Here is a 20,841-nt window from a genome sequence, read left to right as displayed (position 1 = left end):
ACGCAATATCGTTCGGCTCGGAGCAGCCACCGTTGCTCGGCCCTGGCTACCTCGGGCAGTACGTCGACGGCGCCACCCGGGAAATTGCCGACCAGTCCCTGCGGGACCTCCTGGTCAGCGGCGCGCAGGCGCTGGTGGCCAGGCTGAACGCCTGAGCCGGCCAGTCCGACGTCGTCCGTTCCGATTTGTTCCATTCCCACCGCGTTATTCCCAGCAGCGGCCTCCGGGCCGCCCGAACGAAAGTGTCTCAATGCTCCCTACAGACCCACGGGCCCGCACGGGCCCGGCCATGACGACGGCGGCCGCGCTGGCCGCTTCGGCTGCCCTGGCGCTCGGCGGCCTCGTCGCAGCGGCGCCGGCCCATTCCGCCGTCGATGACGGGCTGGTCCTCAAGTACAACCTGACCGAAGCCGCCGGATCCGTGGCGGAGGACAGCTCCGGCAACGGCCGCAACGGAACCATCAGCGGTGACGCCACCAGGCTGGGCGGCGAGGGCCTCCAGCTCGGCGGCACGGACGCCCACGTCCGGCTCCCTAATGACGTCATGCGCGGGCTCGATTCCATCACGGTATCCACGGACGTAAAGATCGCGGCCGACCAGGGCTCCCCCTACTTCATCTGGGGCCTCGGAAACACCGCCAACGGCACCGGAAACGGCTACCTCTTCACCACGGGCAACTCCTACCGGACCTCCATCGCCACCGGCAACTGGGCCACCGAGCAGACCACCAGCGCCAACCGTGACCTGGCGCGCGGTGCCTGGAAAACCATCACCTACACCCTGAGCGGCGGGACCGCCGTCCTCTACGAGGACGGCACCGAGGTCGCCCGCAAGACGGGCGTCACCGTCACGCCCGGAAGCATTGGGGGCGGAACGACGACGGCGAACTACCTCGGGCGGTCCGTCTACAGCGGGGACAAGTACCTCAAGGGCCAGGTCCGCGACTTCCGCATCTACAACCGTGCACTCTCAGCCGGCGAGGTGCGGGAGCTCGGGTACGTTTCCCCGGAACAGCGCGTTGCCCTCGACCTGCAGGACCTGTCGCTGGGGGACACCTCGGCAGTGACGGCCAACCTAAAGCTGCCGGCCACCGGGCCCAACGGCTCGGCCTACACCTGGTCATCCTCGGACCCGGCCACGGTTTCCGCCCAAGGAGCGGTCACCCGCCCTGCCAACGGAACCGGCGATGCCACCGTGACGCTGACCGCCACGGCCAGCTCAGGTGAGGCATCGGCGTCGAAAACGTTCACCGTCACGGTGCCGGAGGACATCAGCGACGACCAGAAGGTCGCTGAGGCCGCCGCAGCGCTGACCGTGTGGGATGCCGACGCGATCCGGGGGAACATCACCCTTCCCACGGCGGGGCTGTATGGCACCGCCGTGGAATGGAAGTCGAACGACGACGCCGTCATCACCTCCACCGGCGAGGTCACCCGGCCCGCCTACGGCAGCAAGTCCGCCGAGCTCAACCTGCAGGCAACCGTCGCCCTGGGCAAGGCCAAGACCAAGAAGAAGTTCCGCGTCACGGTGCTGCCGCTGCCCAAGGCCGAGGCCAAGGAGGGCTACGCCTTCGCGTACTTCACCGGCAACGATCTCGCCGGCGAGAACATCTACATGGCCGCCAGCCGCGGTAATGACGCACTCAAGTGGGACGAACTGAACGGCGGAAACCCCGTCCTCAAGTCCGGCCTCGGCACCAAGGGCCTGCGCGATCCGTTCATCATCCGCTCCCCGGAAGGCGACAAGTTCTACATGATCGCCACGGACCTCTCCATCGGCAGCGGCACCAGCTGGGACTCCTCGCAGCGCCAGGGCAGCAAGTACATCGAGGTCTGGGAATCGACCGACCTGGTGAACTGGTCGGCGCAGCGGCACGTGAAGGTCTCGCCGGACACCGCGGGCAACACCTGGGCTCCGGAAGCCCACTATGACGAGAAGATCGGCGCCTACGTCGTGTACTGGGCCTCCAAGCTCTACGCCGACAACGATCCCAACCACACCGGCGGCACCTACAACAAGATGATGTACTCCACCACCCGGGACTTCCGGAGATTCACCGAGGCAAAGGTGTGGAATGACCCGGGCAACTCGGTGATTGACTCCACCGTCATCAAGGACGGCGACACCTACTACCGGTTCACCAAGGACGAAGGGCAGGTCTCCGGCTGCCTGGACATCATGCAGGAAAAGTCGAGCGACCTGCTTGCCATCGACGTGCCCGCCACGAACCCGCGCAACTGGACGCTGATGGCCAACTGCATCGGCAAGAAGGCCGGAACGGGCGGGGTGGAAGGGCCCACCATCTTCAAGTCGAACACCGAGCAGAAGTACTACCTGTTCGTCGATGAGTTCGGCGGCCGCGGCTACATTCCGCTGGAAAGCACCAGCCTGGAAAACCCGGACTGGAAGCTGTCCACCAACTACGAGCTTCCTCGCGCCCCGCGTCATGGCACTGTCCTGCCGGTGACCAAGACGGAGCTGGAACGCCTGCACAGCCAGCTGTGATGTAGCGCTTCTTCGCTAAAACCAGGGCGCTCCGCCGGTACCGGCGGAGCGCCTGCTCCTTACTACGCCAAGTGGCGGAGAGCCGCTGACCAGCGGCCAAATCCCGGGACGGCCTAGAATCCTTCTAGTGGATTCTGCCCGCCCTCACACCTGGAGTTCCAATGATCCGGAAGGCTGTTGCCGGAGATTCTGCCGCGCTGGCCGGTCTGGCGGCGGCGACTTTCCCGCTCGCTTGCCCGCCCGGCTCCTCGCCTGAGGACATCCAGCTCCACCTCAAGCGGACGCTTAGCGAGGAGCGGTTCGCGGAGTACCTCGCCGACAGCAAAATTGTCATCCTGGTGCTGGAGCAGGACGGCAGGCTCGACGGGTACACGCTGCTGGTCGACCGGCGGTCAGCGGACCCCGATGTGCTCCGCGCCCTCGGCGCAAAGCGCTCAGTCGAGTTGAGCAAGTGCTACGTGCACCCGGACCACCACGGGCGGGGTGCGGCAGCCACGCTCATGCGGGCCTCTTTGGATTGGGCCGCGGACCAGGGTGCAGCAAGCGTCTGGCTCGGCGTCAACAGCCAGAACGCCAAGGCCATCCGCTTCTATGAGAAGTCAGGCTTCACCAGGGTGGGGGCGAAGTCATTCACCTTGGGCGACTCCGTGGAGAGCGACTTCATTCTGGAGCACACTCTCCCGCAGAAGGGCTGATAGCGGCCCGCCTCTTCGGAAAGGAGGCGCGGAGCTGCTGCCGCAAGGTCAGCCGGCTGCTCCGGACCACCACAATCACCGCAAGCAATCCGGTCAGCAGCACGACGGCGCCGCCGGCGGCCACTGACCAGCGGGCACCGAACGTGCTGCCCAGCCAGCCCATCAGCGGGGCTCCCAGGGCGGTTCCGCCCTGCAGTGTTGCCAGATACAGGGCCAGCACCCGGCCCCTGAACTGTGGCTCCACCGAGAGCTGGATGCTCGTGTTGCAGCTGTTCAGGAAGGTCATCGAGGCTAGTCCGACCGGAACCAGGATGGCGGCGTAAAGCCAGAACGACGGCGAAACGCTGCCGACCAGCGTGAAGAAACCCAGGCCCAGCGCACCGCCGAGCAGGAAACGCAGCCGTGGGAGGGATCTGCGGGCCGCCAGCAGGGCTCCGGCCAGTGTCCCGACAGCCATGATGGAGCCCAGGAGTCCGAATTCGCCGGGCCCCATGCCGAATTCCGCTGTGGACATCAGTGCGTTGGTGATGGGGAAATTCATGCCAAAGGCCCCCAGGATGCCCACCAGGACAAGGATCAGCACCAGATCCGGACGCTGGCGCACATAGCCCAGTCCCTCGGCGACCTGGTGCTTGCCGCGGATTACCGGCGTGGTCTGCGCCTGCCCTGCTACGCGGATCCGGGCCAGAGAGACCAGGACGGCGGCGAAGCTGGCGGCGTTAAGCAGGAAAACGGGTCCGGTGCCAACCCAAGCGATGAGAACTCCGGCGATTGCGGGTCCCGTCAGCCGGGCAGTGTTGAAGGAAGCGGAGTTGAGGGACACCGCATTGGCGATATCGTCCTGTCCCACGAGTTCTGAGACGAAGGCCTGGCGTGCCGGCCCGTCAATGGCGCTGGCCAGTCCGAGGCAGAGGGCGGCGGCGTACACCTGCCACAGCTGCGCCGCGCCGGTCACCACCAGGAGCCCGACGGCCAACCCGCACAGACCCATGGCTGACTGCGTCCACAGCAGGATCACGCGCTTCCGGTGCCGGTCCGCCAGGACTCCGGCGTAAGGGCCAAGCAGGAGCATGGGGAGGAACTGCAGGGCCGTGGTGATGCCGACGGCGGTGCCGGAATGGTCCGTGAGGACGGTCAGCACCAGCCAGTCCTGGGCCACCCTCTGCATCCAGGTGCCGATGTTGGAGACCAGGGCTCCGCCGGCCCACAACCGGTAGTTGGGGTTCTGCAGTGCCCGGAAGGTGGCGCTCATCGGGCGCTCATCTCCTGCATGATGTGCGCGGCCCGGCTGAGGGTCAGCCTGTCTTCCGGGCTCAGGCCCGCGACCCGTTGCGCCAGCCAGGCGGTGCGCTGTTCCCGCGCCTCTTCCAGGACGTCCACGCCGGCAGGCGTGATGCCCACCTGGACCTGGCGGCCGTCCTCCGGATGCGCTGACCGGGACACAAAGCCCAGCTCTGCCAGGGCGTTCACGATCCGGGTCATCGACGGCGCCTGCACATGTTCCCGCTCCGCAAGTTCCCGCGGGGTGCGCGGGCCGTCGCTGTGGAGCTGGGCCAGCACGGTGTACTGGCCCGGGGTGATGATGTCGCCGGTGGCCTCCACGCGGAGCCGGCGGGAAGTGCGCATCACGGCAGTCCGCAGGTCGATCGCCAGGATGTCCGGCCTGATGGATTGAGGGGTTTCTTGGTGTGCCGCTCCGGTCGCAGGCATTGAGGAAGTGCGCCTCCTGATAGTTAGCAACGCTAATTAGCTCGTCTAACCATTATCCACCGAGCCTGTCCGGCCAGCAACCGATGCCGGGTGATTGTGATCTATTTCCCCTTCGGGGCCGCCGTGCTTGAGCGGACCACCAGGTCGGTGGGCACGAGAGTGACGCCGGGTTCGGTGGTGTTGGTGCGGATCTGCTGCAGGACGTTGTCCACGCACCGGTTGCCGACGTCGGCGAAGTTCTGGTGGACCGTGGTGAGCGGGGGAGCGTAGGAGGAGGCTTCGGGGACGTCGTCGAAGCCGACCAGGCTGATGTCCCCGGGGACGGACAGGCCCTTTTCGCGGAACGCCCGGAGCAGGCCGAGGGCCATGTGGTCGTTCGCGGCAAACACTGCCGTGCAGCCTCGTTCGCCGGCCAGCCGGAGCCCGGCCTCGTAGCCCGAGTCCGCTGACCAATCACCGCGGAGCACCGGCGGAACGGGCCTGCCCGCGTCGGTGAGGGTGGTGCGCCACGCGGCGGCGCGGCGTTCACTGGCGAAGGACTCTTGGGGGCCGGCGACGTGCCAGACGGTCTCGTGGCCGAGGTCCAGGAGGTGCTTGACGGCTTTGCGTGCGCCGTCGGCCTGGTCGGTATCCACCACGCTGTATTGCTCGCCGGCGTCGGAATCGACCACGACCACCTTCACGCCCGGAGGCAGTGTCACGGTCGCTGCATCCAGGAGGTGGACCTCCATGATGGCGATTACGGCGTCAACGGCGAGTTCACCCATCCTTGAGAACGCCCCCTGGATCCCGGCCTGTGTTGGTGCGGTCACCGGGATCAGCGTGATGGCGAAATCCTGCCGGGCCGCATGCAGTGCGATGGCCTCAAGCGTCCGCATGTTGCCCAGCGAGGACAGCGAGAACGTGATCACTCCGATGGTCCGGAAACTGCCCCGCTTAAGCGCCCGGGCCGCACTGTTCGGCCGGTACCCGAGTTCGTTCATTGCCGCAATTACCTGGCGCCGCGTGCTCTCGATGACGTCAGGGCTCCCGTTGGACACTCGGGAAACGGTCTGCGACGAGACTCCGGCGAGCTTGGCGACGTCGGCCATGGACACCTGCTGCTTGCGCCGCGGCACGCCGCCGGCGGCTTCCTCCACGGAGGGCATATTGCGGACCGGGGGTTGACCGGATTCGTGCTCCATGTCACCATCGTACCAATCATGTTTGCGCAAACATTCACAAAACATCACATTCATGTTTGCGTAAACAGGACACGTTCGGTCGCCAGCCAGGTGACGCAGCCCAAAAGAGGACCTTCCATGACAATGACGTCCCCGCAAGTCGCAGCGCGAGCCGGAGCGGCCGCCCCGGCAGGCAACACAAGCCGCCGCGCCAGCCGCCGTTCGTGGGCCGGCTGGTGGTTCATCGGCCCCTTCATGGCCGTGTTCGCCCTGGTTTTCCTGGCCCCGATCGCGTATTCCATCTACCTGAGCGTCTTCCGCAACCAGCTCATCGGCGGCACCGCGTTCGTGGGCCTGGACAACTACGCCCGGGCGTTGGGGGACGCGCAGTTCTGGTCCGCGCTGGGACGGGTTTCGCTGTTCCTGGCGGTCCAGGTGCCGGTCATGCTGATGATCGCGCTCGTTGTGGCCCTCGCCCTGGACAGTGGCAGGCTCTACGGGAAGTCGTTCTTCCGGATCTCGATCTTCCTGCCCTATGCCGTACCCGCCGTCGTCGCCACACTCATGTGGGGTTTCATGTACGGCACCCGATTCGGGCTGGTGGGAAATATCAACCAGGCCTTCGGCCTGAACCTCCCCAGCCCGCTCTCCTCGGAACTGGTGCTGGCCGCAATTGGAAACATCGTCACGTGGGAGTTCATCGGCTACAACATGCTGATCTTCTACTCCGCGCTGACCGTCATCCCCAAGTCCCTCTACGAGGCCGCGGAGATCGACGGCGCCGGCCAGCTGAGGGTCATCGCCGCGATCAAGCTGCCGGCCATCCGCGGCGCCATCGTGGTCGCCTCCATCTTCTCCGTGATCGGCAGCTTCCAGCTCTTCAATGAGCCCAGCATCCTCAAGAGCCTCTCACCCAACACCATCTCGACCTACTTCACGCCCAACCTGTATGCCTTCTCCCTGTCCTTCTCCGGGCAGCAGTACAACTACTCCGCCACGGTGGCGATCATCATGGGGCTGATCACCATGGCCATTGCCTATGCCGTCCAGGTCCGCGGCATGCGAAAGGAGCGCTGACCATGAGCGTTCAGACAACCGCCCGCCCCGGCAGTACCGGCGCAGGAACGTCGTCCCCGCCGAAACTGCGCACCCCGCGCCTGCGTTCCCCACGCACGGCCGGGTCCCGCCGCTCGCGCCGCAGCCTGGCACTGACTCTCCTGATGGGCCTTGTCCTGCTCTACAGCCTGGCCCCGCTGTTCTGGCTGCTGGTCAACGCCACCAAGACGCAGGACGGCCTGCTCAACTCCTTTGGCCTCTGGTTTGACGGCGATTTTGCCCTCTGGGACAACATCGCCCGGACAGCAACCTACGACGGCGGGATCTTCCTTCGCTGGTTCGCCAACACAGTCCTCTACGTCGTGCTTGGCGCTGGCGGCGCCACTTTCCTCGCCGTCCTGGGCGGCTACGCGCTGGCCAAGTTCGATTTCCCTGGCCGGAAGGCCGTGTTCGCTGTCGTCATCGGAGCGGTGGCCATTCCGGGCACGGCACTTGCGGTCCCCACGTTCCTCATGTTCAGCCAGATGGGCCTCACCAACACCCCCTGGGCCGTGATCATCCCCTCGCTCATCTCGCCCTTCGGCCTGTACCTCATGTGGACCTTCGCCACCGAGGCCGTCCCCACCGAGATCATGGAGTCCGCCCGGATTGACGGCGCCAGCGAGGCACGCACCTTCTTCCAGGTCTGCCTTCCGCTGCTGACCCCGGGCATCGTCACCGTGCTGCTCTTCACCATGGTGGCCACCTGGAACAACTACTTCCTGCCGCTGATCATGCTGAAGAACCCGGACTGGTACCCCCTCACCCTGGGCCTGAACGCCTGGAACGCGCAGGCCGGCACCGCCGGCGGGGAAGCCATCTTCAACCTTGTCATCACCGGTTCCCTGCTCACCATCCTGCCGCTGATCGCAGCGTTCCTGCTGCTCCAGCGCTACTGGCAGTCCGGCCTTTCCGCCGGAAGCGTCAAAGAATAACGCCCCGTCCACCCTCACCAACAACGCAGTTAGAAGGAAGACATGATCAAGACCCTGACCCGCCGCGGCCTGCTGCAGACTTCCGCCGTCGCCGCCGCACTCGCCCTGGGGCTCACCGCCTGCGGAGGCGGCGGCAACGCGGCGCCGCAGCAAACGGTCGACAGCGACGCCGTCGAAGCCGCCCTCCAAAAAGGCGGCAAGCTGACGGTGTGGGCCTGGGACCAGTCGCTGAAGAAAGTCGCCGAGGGCTTCGAGGCCAAGTACCCCAACGTGGACGTCAACCTGGTCAACGCAGGCACCGGCAACGACCAGTACACCGCCCTGCAGAACGCGATCTCCGCCGGCTCCGGCGTACCCGATGTGGCGCAGATCGAGTACTACGCACTTCCGCAGTTTGCGCTCAGCAAGTCGCTGGCGGACCTCGGCCAGTTCGGCGCAGCAGACCTCGACGGCACCTTCACGGCCGGCCCGTGGTCCTCGGTGCAGGCGCAGGGAGGCGTCTACGGACTTCCTATGGACTCCGGCCCCATGGCCCTGTTCTACAACAAGCAACTCTTCGATAAGCACGGCATCGCAGTGCCCACCACCTGGGATGAATTCCTCGAGGCCGGGCGTGCGCTGAAGAAAGCCGACCCCAAGGCCTACATCGCCAACGACACCGGCGACGCCGGGTTCGCCACCAGCCTGATCTGGCAGGCCGGCGGCAAACCGTACCAGGTGGATGGCACCAACGTCGGCGTAAACTTCTCCGACGAAGGCTCCGCCAAGTTCGCCGAGACCTGGCAAAAGCTCATTGACGAGAACCTCCTGGCCCCCATCAGCTCCTGGAGCGACGAGTGGTACAAGGGCCTCGGCAACGGCACCATCGCCACCCTTTCCACCGGCGCCTGGATGCCCGGAAACCTGGTCTCCGGCGTTGCCGACGGGGCCGGCAAATGGCGGGTCGCACCGCTGCCGCAGTGGGAGAAGGGCGCCAACAGCAGCGCCGAAAACGGCGGCAGCTCGCTGGCCATCCCGGCGGCCAGCAGCCAGGCAGCGCTGGCCTACGGCTTCCTGAAGTACTCCAACGTTGACGAGGAAGGCGTCCAGGCCAGGATCGACGGCGGCGCGTTCCCCGCCACCTCAAAGGACCTCGCGTCGGAGAAATTCCAGAACACCGAGTTCAAGTACTTCGGCGGCCAAAAGGCCAACCAGATCTTCGCCGAATCGGCGAAGAATGTTCCCGCCGGCTGGTCCTACCTGCCGTTCCAGGTCTACGCCAACAGCATCTTCAACGACACCGCCGGCCAGGCCTACGTCTCCGGGACCACGCTCAAGGACGGCCTGACTGCATGGCAGAAAGCCTCGGTCAAGTACGGCACCGAGCAGGGGTTCACGGTTAAGGAATAGCAGCCGCAGCCACGTCCATCTCCGCGGACGCGCCAGCCAGCCCGGCGCGTCCGCGGCCACCCAACCGCGCCCAAAAAGAGGAACTCCATGACCCACACCACCCACCACCGCTGGCTGCGCTGGCCGTCCCCGGACACCAGGAGGCTGGCCTTCGGTGCCGACTATAACCCTGAGCAGTGGCCCCGCGAGGTCTGGGCAGAGGACGTGCGGCTCATGCGGGAGGCCGGGGTCAACATCGTTTCCCTGGCCATCTTCTCGTGGGCCCGCATCCAGCCCTCACGGGATGCCTGGAACTTTGCCTGGCTCGATGACATCATCGGCCTGCTCCACGCCAACGGCATTGCCGTGGACCTCGCCACCGCCACTGCCTCCCCGCCGCCGTGGCTTGCGGCCGAGCACCCGGAAATCCTGCCGGTCACCCCGAACGGCGAAACCCTCTGGCCGGGAGGCCGGCAGCACTGGCGGCCCACGTCGCCGGTGTTCCGCGAGCACGCGCTGGAGCTGGTGCGCGCCATGGCCGAGCGCTACAAGGACCACCCTGCCGTCTGCGCCTGGCACGTTTCCAACGAGCTCGGCTGCCACAACATCTATGACTATTCCGACGACGCCGCGGCCGCCTTCCGCCGCTGGCTCCAGGACCGCTACGGCACCCTTGAGGAGCTGAACACCGCCTGGGGGACCGACTTCTGGTCCCAGCGCTACGCGGACTGGAACCACATCCTCCCGCCGCGCAAGGCGGCGTCCTACCCGAACCCCACCCAGCAGCTGGACTTCAAGCGCTTCTCTTCGGACTCGCTGCGGGATTACCTCCGCGCCGAACGCGACATCCTCAACAACATCACCCCGGATATCCCCGTCACCACCAATTTCATGGTGATGGGGGAGACCAAGGGGATGGACTACGCTGCCTGGGCCGCCGACGTCGATTTCGTCTCCAACGACCACTACGTGGTCCCGGGGCCGCAGGACCATGACGAATTGTCCTTCTCCGCGAACCTGACCGGCAACATCGCCGGCGGCAACCCCTGGTTCCTCATGGAGCACTCCACCAGCGCCGTCAATTGGCAGCCCGTGAACACGCCCAAGAAACCCGGGGCCCTCGCCCGGGACTCGCTCACCCACGTTGCCCACGGCGCAGACGCGGTCTGCTTCTTCCAGTGGAGGCAGTCGCGTGCGGGGGCAGAGAAATACCACTCCGCCATGGTTTCGCACGCCGGCAGTGACAGCAGGCTCTTCCGCGACGTGACCGCGCTGGGACGCACGCTGGGTGAACTCGCGCCGATCACCGGCAGCCGGCGTGAGCCGGCACGGGCCGCGATCCTCTTCGACTGGGACTCCTGGTGGGCCAGCGAGCTGGACTCCCATCCCAGTGACCGGCTCCGCTACCGGCAGGAGGCACTCGATTGGTACTCGGCGTTCCTGGCCACCGGCATCCGGGCCGATGTCCTCCCGGCGGCAGCTTCCCTTGAGGGCTACCAACTGGTGATCGCACCGGTCCTGCACGTGGTGCCGGCGGAGCTGCGCTCACGCCTGACCGCGTTCGTCGAGGCAGGCGGGCACCTGGTGACCACCTACTTCTCGGGAATCGTGGACCAGAACGACCACGTGTGGCTCGGGGGATATCCCGGCGCTCTCGGAGAGCTGCTGGGGATCCGGGTGGAAGAGTTCGGGCCTCTGGCCCCCGGGGAAGAAGCCACGCTCGACGACGGGTCAACCGGCACGCTGTGGGCGGACCGGGTGGCCGCCACCTCGGGCGAGACGAAGGTCCTGCGCCGGTTCACCTCCGGTGACCACGCCGGCGAGCCGGCCGTAACCCGGCGCATCGTGGGCAGCGGATCCGCGGGCTACGTGGCGACGCGGCTCGGACCGGCCGGCCTGGTGCCTGTCCTGCGGGAATTCGCAGGCCTGGCCGGCGTCGGGTCTGAACTGCCCGCGGAACTGTGCGGCGCCGTCGAACTCGCCGTCCGCGCAGGGGAGGACGGACGCTTCCTTTTCCTGATCAACAGAACGGACCAGGCCGTCGATATCTCGGCGGTCCCCGGGGCCGTGCTCGCGGGCACCGGGCCGGGCGCCGGTACCGCCAAGCTCGCCGCCCGCGGCGTGGCCGTCCTCAAAAGCCCCAAATAAAGCAGCAGTCCCCAGAGATCAGCAGCATCACCGCACCGAAGGGAATTCAATGACGAACAGATCCAGACGGCCCTGGGCCGTGACCGCCGCCGGCATCACCGCGGCGGTCTTCTCCGCAGGGCTCGTGGCCGGACCCGCGCCCGCCGCCCCGGCGGCCGATGAACCCGTTCCGGCCGGCGCCGTGACCGTGCGGCCGGACCCCTCCTACCAGGGTGACGCCTTCGAAGGGTGGGGCACCAGCCTGGTCTGGTTCGCCAACGCCACCGGCGGCTATCCGGATGAAATCCGCAACAAGCTTGCTGACATGGTCTTCGGTGACGAGGGGCTGAACCTCAACATCGCGCGGTACAACATCGGCGGCGGAAACGCGCCGGATGTGAAGGACTACCTCCGGGCGGGAGGCGCGGTTGAAGGTTGGTGGAAGGCGCCCGAGGGCACCACCCGACAGGACAAGGACTGGTGGGATCCGGAAAATCCGGACCACTGGAACCTCGACGCCGACCAGACGCAGCGCTGGTGGGTGGACCGGATCAAGAACGACATCACGCACTGGGAAGCCTTCAGCAACTCCCCGCCGTGGTTCCAGACTGTCAGCGGATACGTTTCGGGCGGCTTCAACTCCTCGCAGGACCAGCTGCGGACCGAGAGCGTCGACGACTTCTCCTCCTACCTGGTGGGCGCCGTCAAGCAGCTGGAAAAAGCGCACGGCATCAAGATCGACACCATCGACCCCATGAACGAACCGAACACCCCGTACTGGGGAACCAACCTGAACTCGGCAGGCCAGCCCGTCGGTGGCCGGCAGGAAGGCGCCCACATGGGCCCCGAACTGCAGCAGAAGGTGGTCCAGTCCCTGGCCAAGGCACTGGCCAGTGCCGACACCGGCGCCGTCATCAGCGCCATGGACGAGACCAACCCCTCGACGTTCGCCAGCAACTGGAACAGCTATTCCGCCGACGCCAAGGCAAACGTCGGGCAGCTCAACGTCCACACCTACGGAACCGGGCAGCGGACAGCAGTCCGGGACATCGCCAAGGGCGAGGACAAGCCGCTGTGGATGAGCGAAACCGGCGGCTCCTGGCTGGACGGGCAGAACTTCACCAGCATGCAGCCCGGCCTCGGCCTGGCCCAGCACATGGTCAACGACCTCCGCGAGCTCGAGCCCGAGGCCTGGGTGTTCTGGCAGCCCGTTGAGGACTACAACAACATGAAGCCCGGCGGCGAAAGTGCCATTGGCTCCAACTGGGGCGAGATCCAGCTGCCTTTCGACTGCGGTGCCGGGGACAACCTCGAAACCTGCCCGATCTACACGAACACCAAGTACGACACCGCGCGGAACTTCACGCACTACATCAAGCCCGGGGACCGCCTGGTCAAGGTGGACGACATGAACAGCGCGGCCGCCGTCTCCGGTTCCGGAGCCACCGTGGTGCACGTGAACGACAGCAAGCAGCAGCGCAAGGTTGCCCTGGACCTCTCCGGGTTCGGTGCAATCCAGGGGAATGCCACCGTGACGCCGGTGACCAGCGACGCCTCGGGCGCGCTGGTGCAGGGCGAGCCGGTCGCCGTCGGAAAGGACCGCACGGCGGTCCTCACGGTAGCGGCCGAATCCGTCACGACCTTCCTCGTCAATGGTGTGCACGGCGTGGCCAAGGACGCCGCGCTGGTTCAGGCGGACCACGTCTACCGCCTGCAGGGAGTGGAAAGCGGCAAGTCCCTCACCCAGGGAACCGGCGGCACCGCCGTCATCCGTTCCGGCGCAGGCGCCGACCAGCAGTGGAACCTCCGCCGCCTCAGCGGCGAGAACAGCAACCGTGCCCGCTACGCGATTGAAACGCCCGACGGCGGGCGGCAGCTCGCCGTCGTCGACGGAACGCCCCGGCTGGCTCCGGCAGAGCCGACGCCGGCTGACGCCTCCCAGTGGACCATGTCAACTACCGGCGACGGCACCTACACGTTCGTCAACGCGGCAACCGGCAGGCTCCTCGAAGTTGGAGGGCACGCCACCGCGGACGGATCCCCGGTGACCCTGTGGACGGCCAACTCCGGCGAGAACCAGCGCTGGCGGGTGATCGACGAAACTGTCCAGGGATTCCAAAACGTCAAGGCTTTCACCGTGCCCGGGACCGCTCCGCAGCTGCCCGCCACGGTGGTCCCCGTCTACCGCGACGGTGCCCGGGGCGAACTTCCGGTGACCTGGACCATGCCGCCGGAGAACCGGTGGAGCACACCCGGAACCGTTGACGTGCGCGGAACCGCGACCGACGTCCTGGGTGCTGCGCATCCGGTGACGGCCAAAGTCACGGTGGACAGGCTTGTCTCGACGCTTCCGGCCCGGGCCAAGACCTATGCAGGCGGAACACCCGTGCTGCCTGCCACCGTGACAGCGGTGACTGCAGGCGGCAGCGAAGTGGAGCGGCCGGTTGTCTGGGATGCCGCCGGAGCGTTCACCGCGATTGGTGTGGCCACGGTTACGGGCACCGCCGACGCCGCCGACGGGCGGAAGCTGCCCGCCACCGTGCGCGTCCAGGTCACGGCGGGAACAGCCGACAACGTGGCCGATGACCCCGGCACCACGTTCAGCGCCACGTTCACCGAACCAGGCTACGGCACGGCAGGACTGGGCAATGGAAACCTGACGGACAAGGCCTGGTCCAACTGGAAGTCGGGCACCAAGAACACCGCCGACAGCCTGTCCGTGGCGCTCGCCAGCCGGAAAACAGTGACCGGCGTCAAGGTCCACTTCTACCGGGACGGATCCACCGACAGCTACGCCCAAAGCCTCCAGGCGCAGACCAAGGCAGCCGACGGGACGTGGCGGAACGCCGGCGCCCCGGTCCAGGTTCCCGGCGGCAGCCCCGCCCCGGTGGTCACAGTTCCGGTTGCCAATGTGGATACCAGTGACGTCCGTGTGGTGCTCACCGCCCGGCCGAACACCCACATGACGGTCAGTGAAGTGCAGGTGCTGGCGCTGGCTGCGGGCAAGTCCTCCGACGCCGCCGCGGCGGGAATCTCCGTCAACGGCGAGCCGCTGGCCGGCTTCGACCCGGACGTCACCTCCTACCGGGCCGCCGCCCAGGGGCCACGCCAAGCAGTGACCGCCACCGCGGCAGACCCCTACGCTGCGGTCACCGTGCAGCAGGCGGAGGCACAGTCCGGAACCGCCGTGGTGACGGTCCGTAGCGAGGATGGCAGCCAGACCCGGACGTACGAGGTCGTGTTCGCCAAGTAGGAAGCTGGGTTCCGCCGCCGCTATTCCGCGGCGGAACCCAGCCCTGCGGGGTCCGCCAGGAACCGGGCGAACCCCAGTTCCGCGGCGCCGATCATCATCAGATTGGACCCGAGTGCCGCGGGGTGCACCTTGGCCTGGGCGGCCGGCCCGTCCATCGCCTGGGACAGCAGCAGGCCGTCGAGGGCGGACGGCGCGAGCGCGTAGAGGACCCCCAGGAAACCGTCGAGGATGATCACCTCGGGGTTGAAGGTGTTGACGGCATTCCGCAGCGCGATGGCCAGGAAGCCCAGCTGCCGGGAGATCTCCTCCGCGACGGCGGGGCTGCCTGACGCCCTCAGTGCCTGTTCCAGCTGGGGCGTGTCGCCGCCGCTGAGGCCGAGGACTTCGAAGAGCCGTCCCTGGGACACCTCTGTTTCCAGGCAGCCGGTGGCGCCGCAGTGGCACTGTTCGCCGGAAGTGCGGACGAACGTGTGGCCCAGTTCCCCGGCGTAGCCGGAGGCACCGCGGAGCACCATGCCGTTGGAAATGATCCCGCCGCCGATGCCGCTGGCCCCGCCGTTGAGGTACACAAGGTTGTCCCGCCCGGCGCCGGCTCCGAAGATCAGTTCCGCCTCGGCCGCGAGCGACGCGTCGTTGGCCGCCTGGCAGGCATAACCAGTGGCTTCGCTGAGCATCCGGGCAACAGGCTCGTCCCGCCAGCCCAGGTGCGGCGCGTGGCGGACCGTTCCGTCGTCGGGATTCACCAGGCCGGGCACCGCCACGCCGATGCCGGTGATCCGGTACGAGTGCTCCAGCTCCGTGCGCATCCCCTCGATCACGGCTGCGGCGATGTTCACCGCTTCCCGGGCACTGGGAATCCGCTCGGTAGCGAACCGGATCTTCTTCTGGACAATGCCGCCCAGGTTGACCAGCCCGATGGTGACAGCATCAATCTCCGGGTAGACGGCGAGCGCCGCGATGGAAGGGCTCGGCCGCACCTCGGGGCTCGGCCGGCCCACTTGGGCTTCGCCGGTTGGCGCGGTCTCGTAGACCAGGCCGAGCGCAACCAGCTGGCCGATCAGGGTTCCGACCGTTGACCTGTTGAGCCCGGTCCTCTTCGTCAGCTGCGCCCGGCTGAGGACGCGGTGATGGTGGACCAGGGACGTGATCAGCGCCAGGTTGTTCCGCCGGGAGGGGTCCAGCTCGCTGGGCGGGGCGATCGGGGCGGCCCGTTGGCGAGGGGAAGGCATCATCGGAACGATATCAGCTGCCGAAGACCTTGGTGTCGAGGAAGTCGTTGCGGAACTTCCCCTGCGGGTCGAGGCGGCGCGCGAGGGCCTTAAAGTCGGCGAAGCGCGGGTAAAGCGGCGCAAGGCGTGAGGCATCGCCGTCGAACAGTTTGCCCCAGTGCGGACGGGCGCCGAACGGCGCAAGCTCGGCCTCGATTACCGGGAGCACGGCCTCGACGGCGGGCTGGTCCTGCCGCCATGTGAGGTGCAGGCCGATGCTGTCGGTTCCGTAGTTCGGGCTCAGCCAGAGGCTGTCCGCGGCCATGGTCCGGATTTCCGAGACCAGCAGCAGCGGAGTCACGAGATGGGACAGCCGGCGCATTGCCTCGATGGTGTTCACCGCGTGCTCGCGAGGAACCAAATACTCGCTCTGCAGCTCGTCGCCCTTGCTGGGGGTGAACTCCATCCGGAAGTGGGCCAGCCTGTCCGACCAGGGGCCGGGCACGCCCAGCTGCTGCGTGCAGGTGCTGCCGGAAACCCCGGCGATGGGATGCCTGGCGTCTGTGGCCGGGCTGCCGCCGAAGAAACTTGCGGGCTCCGCTGCGGCTTCCGCCTCCGTCCGGGACTTCAGCCAGGCCTGGCCGATCCGGTCCCCGCTCCAATCGGTGAAGAGGCTGACGCTGTACGCCGAGGAGGTGACGCCGTCGAAATCCGCCAGCACCTGGTCCCACGAGAGGTTCTCAAAGACCATCTGCGCCACCGGGAAAGCCGGTTCGATGTCCAGCGTCAGGCTGCTGACCACGCCGAGGGCGCCAAGGCTAACCACCATCCCGTCGAAGTCCGGGGTTTCGCCGCGGCGGGCGGTGAGGATCCCTCCGTCGGCGGTGACCAGTTCAAGGCCGGCGACGGCGGTGGCCAGGTTGCCGTTCCGGTCGCCTGATCCGTGGGTGGCGGTGGCGATGGCCCCCGCCACCGAGATGTGGGGGAGGGAAGCCAGGTTGTGCAGCGCGTAGCCTTGCCGCTGCAGCTCCGCCGCCAGGGTCCCGTACCGGGTGCCGCCGCTCACGGTCACGGTCATGTTCGCGGAGTCCACTTCGATGGCGGGCGCGAGGTGTTCGAGCGAGACCAGGGCGCCCGTGGTGTCGGCAATGCGGTTGAAGGAGTGCCGCGAGCCGAGCGCGCGAAGCCGGGACGCGCCGGCAACCAGGTCCTGGAGCTCCGCCAGGGTGCGCGGTTCCCGCACCTCGGCCGCGGCGTACCTGAGGTTGCCGGCCCAGTTGTACTCCTCGGTGTGCAGCTCGATTCCTGCTTCGCTGGCCATTGCCCGCCCTTCGTTTGGTGTTTTAGAGAACATAACACTCCGACGGGACGCTCCGATAGGGGTTTCCGGCCAGCGGATCTCGGCCATTAAACTCGGAAAAACAGTTGACAGGGCGTCAAAACCGAATATGTTTGGTTATGGAACATTTTCCGGATCTTCCCGCGGGATAGGTCCCTCCAAACCAAACGGGAGCACTCAATGGCGATTCAGCCCACGCGTGATGACAAGTTTTCCTTCGGCCTGTGGACGGTTGGCTGGGAGGCGCAGGACCAGTTCGGTTCCGCGACCCGCCCGCCGCTGGACACTGTGGAGGCGATCAACCGGCTCAGCGATCTGGGCGCCTACGGCATCACGTTCCATGACAACGACCTCTTCCCGTTCGGGTGCTCCGCGGCTGACCGGCAGCGGGAGATCGACCGCCTGACCGGTGCGCTGAAGGCCACCGGCATGGTGGTGCCGATGATCACCACCAACCTGTTCAGCCACCCGGTCTTCAAGGACGGCGGCTTCACCAGCAATGACCGGGGTGTCCGCCGCTTTGCCCTGCGCAAGGTCCTGGAGAACATCGACCTCGCCGCCGAGTTGGGCGCTGAAACGTTCGTGATGTGGGGCGGACGCGAAGGCAGTGAGTATGACGCTGCCAAGGACATCCGTGGGGCTCTCGAGCGCTACCGTGAGGCCGTGAACCTGCTGGGTGACTACGTGACGGACAAGGGCTACAACATCCGCTTCGCGATCGAGCCCAAGCCCAACGAACCCCGCGGCGACATCCTGCTGCCCACCCTGGGCCACGCCCTGGCGTTCATCGAAACCCTCGAGCGCCCGGAGCTGGTGGGCATCAACCCCGAGACCGGCCACGAGCAGATGGCCGGGCTGAACTTCACACATGGCATTGCCCAGGCGCTGTACCAGGGCAAGCTCTTCCACATCGACCTCAACGGCCAGCGCAGCATCAAGTTCGACCAGGACCTGGTGTTCGGCCACGGCGACCTGCAGAACGCTTTCTCCTTGGTGGACCTGCTGGAAAACGGCGGTCCGCAGGGCGGCCCGGCTTACGGGGGCCCGCGCCACTTCGACTACAAGCCCAGCCGGACCGAGGACATCAACGGGGTCTGGGATTCGGCGGCCGCCAACATGCAGACCTACTTGCTGCTCAAGGAACGCGCCAAGGCATTCCGTTCCGACCCCGAGGTGCAGGCTGCCCTGGAGGCGTCGCGGGTTTCCGAAATCAACGTCCCCACCCTGAACCCGGGCGAGGGTTACGAGCAGCTCCTCGCCGACCGCTCGTCCTACGAGGATTTCGACGCCGACGCCTACTTCGGCGGCAAGGGCTTCGGCTTCGTCAAGCTTCAGCAGCTCTTCATCGAGCACCTGCTCGGCGCCCGCTGATACTGTGACGGCCACGCCTGTGTCACTGGTTGCCGGGGTCGACTCCTCGACCCAAAGCTGCAAGGTGGTAGTGCTGGACGCCGAGACCGGCGCGCTGGTCCGGGAGGGCCGTGCCGGCCACCCGGACGGCACCGAGGTCCACCCGGACCACTGGTGGCGGGCGCTCTCCGCAGCGCTCGACGACGCCGGCGGACTCGCCGGGGTGGGCGCGCTGTCCGTGGGGGGCCAGCAGCACGGCATGGTGCTGCTGGACGCCGCCGGTGAGGTGCTGCGGCCGGCGCTGCTCTGGAACGACACCCGCTCGGCAGGCGCTGCCGCGGCCCTCGCCGAAGAAGTCGGCGCGGAGGACTTTGCGAAGCGGACAGGCCTGGTGCCCGTGGCCTCCTTCACGGTCACCAAGGTCCGCTGGGTCCGGGACCATGAGCCGGAGATCGCCAGCCGGGTTGCCGCCGTCGCCCTGCCGCACGACTGGCTGACCTGGCGCCTGCGGGGCTACGGCCCCGCCGGCGCCAGCCCCCTGGGACCGGACCTGGGGCAGCTCACCACCGACCGCTCCGACGCCAGCGGCACCGGCTACTGGAACCCGGCAACAGACAGCTACGATCTGGAGCTGTTCCGCCTCGCCTTTGGCCGCCCCGCCGTCGAAGCCTCCCCGGATTCGTCTGCTGCGCCCGGGCTGGACGGCGACGGTGCAGGGGCCGGCGATGCCGTGATCCTGCCCCGGGTGCTGGACCCCGGTGCCTCACCCGGCCAGGTCCACAGAGACATCGCAGAACAGCCAGTCTTGCTTGGTGCCGGGGCGGGGGACAACGCCGCCGCGGCCCTGGGCCTGGGTGCAAGGGCGGGCGACGTCGTCGTGTCCGTGGGCACCAGCGGGACCGTGTTCGCCGTCTCCGATGGGCCCATTGGCGACCCGAGCGGGACGGTGGCGGGCTTCGCGGACGCGAGCGGGATGTTCCTGCCGATCGCCGTGACCCTTAATGCAGCGCGGGTGTTGACGTCGGTCGCGGGGCTGCTGGGCGTGGATTTCGGCGAGTTGTCCCGGCTGGCGCTGGAGGCGGAACCGGGGGCAGGCGGCGTGGTGCTTGTCCCGTATTTCGAGGGGGAGCGGACGCCCAACCTGCCCCACGCCACGGCGAGTTTCTCCGGGCTCACCATCGCCTCGACCACACGCGCCAACATCGCCCGGGCCGCAATCGAAGGGATGCTCTGCGGACTGGCCGGAGGGCTCGATGCCCTCCGCGGACTGGGCCACCCCGCCGAGCGGCTCCTGCTGATCGGCGGCGCCGTGCAGAACCCAGCGGTCCAGCGGATCGCGGCCCAGGTTTTCGACCTGCCCGTGCTGGTTCCCAGCCCCGGAGAGTACGTGGCCCGGGGAGCGGCAGTACAGGCGGCCTGGGCCCTGATCGGCGAGCGGCCGGACTGGAAGGTGGAGCTGGACAGCACGCCGGAACCGGACTTCCGTCCCGCCATTGCGGAGCAATACCGGGTGGAGCAGCGCAAGGTGGAGCAGGCCGCTGGTTGAGTCTGCCGGTTGGGCCTGCCGAAACCTGGGCCGCCTATGCGTGCCAGCGGGCTCCAATGCGTAACAGTTTAGGACGTTCTCAGGGCGGGAACGTCCTGAGCTGCTACCCAGTTTCCGCTGCTCGGGCGTGATCCAAAAAACTTTTGGATCACGCCCGATGTGTGCCGGATCGGCCCTTTAATGTCAGTCCCCCTTGGCAGACTGTGTTCATGGAAGGCATGGGGAATGCAGCACTGACAGCAGGAGCGCCGCACGGCGGCGTTCTGCTGGCTGCCGCGGCTCCTGACGCCCTTCTTCCATGCGTGATTCTTCCTTTTGACGCGATTCCCGAGGTAGCGTTCCCGGACGGCGGGTTCCCGTTCGATCAGTTCACCAACTACGGGTTACCGGATGACGATGGCGATGACCCAGACTTCGTGTACCCGGACGATGTTTTCCCCGAGGACCCTTTCCCCGAGCTTCTCTTTAGGGACGTCCAGTTTGCAGATGTCCTGTTGGCCGGTGGCGCCGCCACCGGGACTGCCGGGCGCGGGTCCGGAACGACGC

The 20,841-nt window shown here is 67.1% G+C and carries 15 protein-coding genes and 1 pseudogene; 11 read left to right on the top strand and 5 right to left on the bottom strand.

The genetic code is table 11. The features are described 5' to 3' along the window. Positions 1-32 precede the first annotated feature (32 nt). The 3 genes from AC5RWD_RS16930 to AC5RWD_RS16920 all read left to right on the top strand — a co-directional run bounded on the left by AC5RWD_RS16930 (position 33) and on the right by AC5RWD_RS16920 (position 3,201). A complete protein-coding gene (locus AC5RWD_RS16930) occupies positions 33-155 on the top strand; it encodes a hypothetical protein (protein ID WP_494021128.1) in 123 nt (40 codons plus the stop codon). Positions 156-250: 95 nt separating this feature from the next. Further along, on the top strand, positions 251-2,506 hold the full coding sequence (locus tag AC5RWD_RS16925; RefSeq protein ID WP_494021127.1) for an immunoglobulin-like domain-containing protein: 2,256 nt from the start codon (positions 251-253) through the stop codon (positions 2,504-2,506). Positions 2,507-2,667: 161 nt separating this feature from the next. After that, entirely contained in the window at positions 2,668-3,201 is a 534-nt protein-coding gene (locus tag AC5RWD_RS16920) for a GNAT family N-acetyltransferase (RefSeq protein ID WP_494021126.1), read from the top strand. Here the strand turns inward: AC5RWD_RS16920 and AC5RWD_RS16915 are convergent. The 3 genes from AC5RWD_RS16915 to AC5RWD_RS16905 all read right to left on the bottom strand — a co-directional run bounded on the left by AC5RWD_RS16915 (position 3,167) and on the right by AC5RWD_RS16905 (position 6,095). Beyond that, positions 3,167-4,453, bottom strand: a complete 1,287-nt coding sequence (locus tag AC5RWD_RS16915; RefSeq protein WP_494021125.1) for an MFS transporter — start codon at positions 4,451-4,453, stop codon at positions 3,167-3,169. The genes AC5RWD_RS16920 and AC5RWD_RS16915 overlap by 35 nt on opposite strands. Next, on the bottom strand, positions 4,450-4,911 hold the full coding sequence (locus tag AC5RWD_RS16910) for a MarR family winged helix-turn-helix transcriptional regulator (protein ID WP_494021124.1): 462 nt from the start codon (positions 4,909-4,911) through the stop codon (positions 4,450-4,452). The genes AC5RWD_RS16915 and AC5RWD_RS16910 overlap by 4 nt, the downstream gene beginning before the upstream one ends. A 101-nt stretch (positions 4,912-5,012) precedes the next feature. Beyond that, positions 5,013-6,095, bottom strand: coding sequence for a LacI family DNA-binding transcriptional regulator (locus tag AC5RWD_RS16905; RefSeq protein ID WP_494021123.1), 1,083 nt, complete (start codon positions 6,093-6,095; stop codon positions 5,013-5,015). A 123-nt stretch (positions 6,096-6,218) separates the two neighbouring features. On the opposite strand from AC5RWD_RS16905, the gene AC5RWD_RS16900 reads away from it, so the two are divergent. The 5 genes from AC5RWD_RS16900 to AC5RWD_RS16880 all read left to right on the top strand — a co-directional run bounded on the left by AC5RWD_RS16900 (position 6,219) and on the right by AC5RWD_RS16880 (position 14,852). Further along, entirely contained in the window at positions 6,219-7,151 is a 933-nt protein-coding gene (locus AC5RWD_RS16900; protein WP_494021122.1) for a carbohydrate ABC transporter permease, read from the top strand. Positions 7,152-7,153: 2 nt separating this feature from the next. Then, positions 7,154-8,104 (top strand): carbohydrate ABC transporter permease, encoded by a 951-nt coding sequence (locus tag AC5RWD_RS16895; protein ID WP_494021121.1) that lies wholly within the window; start codon positions 7,154-7,156, stop codon positions 8,102-8,104. Between the two features lie 42 nt (positions 8,105-8,146). Then, positions 8,147-9,493 carry an ABC transporter substrate-binding protein gene (locus tag AC5RWD_RS16890; protein WP_494021120.1) on the top strand — a complete coding sequence of 449 codons (1,347 nt, stop codon included), beginning with the start codon at positions 8,147-8,149 and terminating at the stop codon, positions 9,491-9,493. 87 nt (positions 9,494-9,580) lie between these two features. Next, positions 9,581-11,620, top strand: coding sequence for a beta-galactosidase (locus AC5RWD_RS16885; RefSeq protein ID WP_494021119.1), 2,040 nt, complete (start codon positions 9,581-9,583; stop codon positions 11,618-11,620). 49 nt (positions 11,621-11,669) lie between these two features. Next, positions 11,670-14,852, top strand: coding sequence for an Ig-like domain-containing protein (locus tag AC5RWD_RS16880; RefSeq protein ID WP_494021118.1), 3,183 nt, complete (start codon positions 11,670-11,672; stop codon positions 14,850-14,852). A 20-nt stretch (positions 14,853-14,872) separates the two neighbouring features. Here AC5RWD_RS16880 and AC5RWD_RS16875 read toward each other — a convergent pair whose 3' ends face one another. Next, positions 14,873-16,081, bottom strand: coding sequence for an ROK family transcriptional regulator (locus tag AC5RWD_RS16875; RefSeq protein WP_494021117.1), 1,209 nt, complete (start codon positions 16,079-16,081; stop codon positions 14,873-14,875). 13 nt (positions 16,082-16,094) lie between these two features. After that, a complete protein-coding gene (locus AC5RWD_RS16870; protein WP_494021116.1) occupies positions 16,095-17,381 on the bottom strand; it encodes an FAD-binding protein in 1,287 nt (428 codons plus the stop codon). 198 nt (positions 17,382-17,579) lie between these two features. Here AC5RWD_RS16870 and xylA point away from each other — a divergent pair, with 198 nt between their 5' ends. From xylA to AC5RWD_RS16855, 3 genes and pseudogenes are all read left to right on the top strand, one after another. Beyond that, positions 17,580-18,770: a xylose isomerase gene (gene xylA / locus AC5RWD_RS16865; RefSeq protein ID WP_494021115.1), complete on the top strand. Its 1,191-nt coding sequence runs from the start codon at positions 17,580-17,582 to the stop codon at positions 18,768-18,770. Between the two features lie 19 nt (positions 18,771-18,789). After that, complete coding sequence (locus AC5RWD_RS16860; RefSeq protein ID WP_494021170.1) at positions 18,790-20,295, top strand: xylulokinase; 1,506 nt, start codon at positions 18,790-18,792, stop codon at positions 20,293-20,295. A 209-nt stretch (positions 20,296-20,504) separates the two neighbouring features. Next, positions 20,505-20,841 (top strand): annotated as a pseudogene (locus AC5RWD_RS16855) (hypothetical protein); the annotation flags it as partial.

It is taken from the genome of Arthrobacter sp. CMU6, assembly GCF_059090205.1.
The sequence above is the reverse complement of the archived record's forward strand: the minus strand, read 5'-3'. Positions and strand labels throughout refer to the sequence as shown.

Bases quoted from the DNA above. Each gene is read 5' to 3' on its own strand.
- AC5RWD_RS16925 (WP_494021127.1), top strand. From the start codon at position 251: ATGCTCCCTACAGACCCACGGGCCCGCACGGGCCCGGCCATGACGACG.
- AC5RWD_RS16920 (WP_494021126.1), top strand. From the start codon at position 2,668: ATGATCCGGAAGGCTGTTGCCGGAGATTCTGCCGCGCTGGCCGGTCTG.
- AC5RWD_RS16915 (WP_494021125.1), bottom strand. From the start codon at position 4,453: ATGAGCGCCACCTTCCGGGCACTGCAGAACCCCAACTACCGGTTGTGG.
- AC5RWD_RS16910 (WP_494021124.1), bottom strand. From the start codon at position 4,911: ATGCCTGCGACCGGAGCGGCACACCAAGAAACCCCTCAATCCATCAGG.
- AC5RWD_RS16905 (WP_494021123.1), bottom strand. From the start codon at position 6,095: ATGGAGCACGAATCCGGTCAACCCCCGGTCCGCAATATGCCCTCCGTG.
- AC5RWD_RS16900 (WP_494021122.1), top strand. From the start codon at position 6,219: ATGACGTCCCCGCAAGTCGCAGCGCGAGCCGGAGCGGCCGCCCCGGCA.
- AC5RWD_RS16895 (WP_494021121.1), top strand. From the start codon at position 7,154: ATGAGCGTTCAGACAACCGCCCGCCCCGGCAGTACCGGCGCAGGAACG.
- AC5RWD_RS16890 (WP_494021120.1), top strand. From the start codon at position 8,147: ATGATCAAGACCCTGACCCGCCGCGGCCTGCTGCAGACTTCCGCCGTC.
- AC5RWD_RS16885 (WP_494021119.1), top strand. From the start codon at position 9,581: ATGACCCACACCACCCACCACCGCTGGCTGCGCTGGCCGTCCCCGGAC.
- AC5RWD_RS16880 (WP_494021118.1), top strand. From the start codon at position 11,670: ATGACGAACAGATCCAGACGGCCCTGGGCCGTGACCGCCGCCGGCATC.
- AC5RWD_RS16875 (WP_494021117.1), bottom strand. From the start codon at position 16,081: ATGCCTTCCCCTCGCCAACGGGCCGCCCCGATCGCCCCGCCCAGCGAG.
- AC5RWD_RS16870 (WP_494021116.1), bottom strand. From the start codon at position 17,381: ATGGCCAGCGAAGCAGGAATCGAGCTGCACACCGAGGAGTACAACTGG.
- xylA (WP_494021115.1), top strand. From the start codon at position 17,580: ATGGCGATTCAGCCCACGCGTGATGACAAGTTTTCCTTCGGCCTGTGG.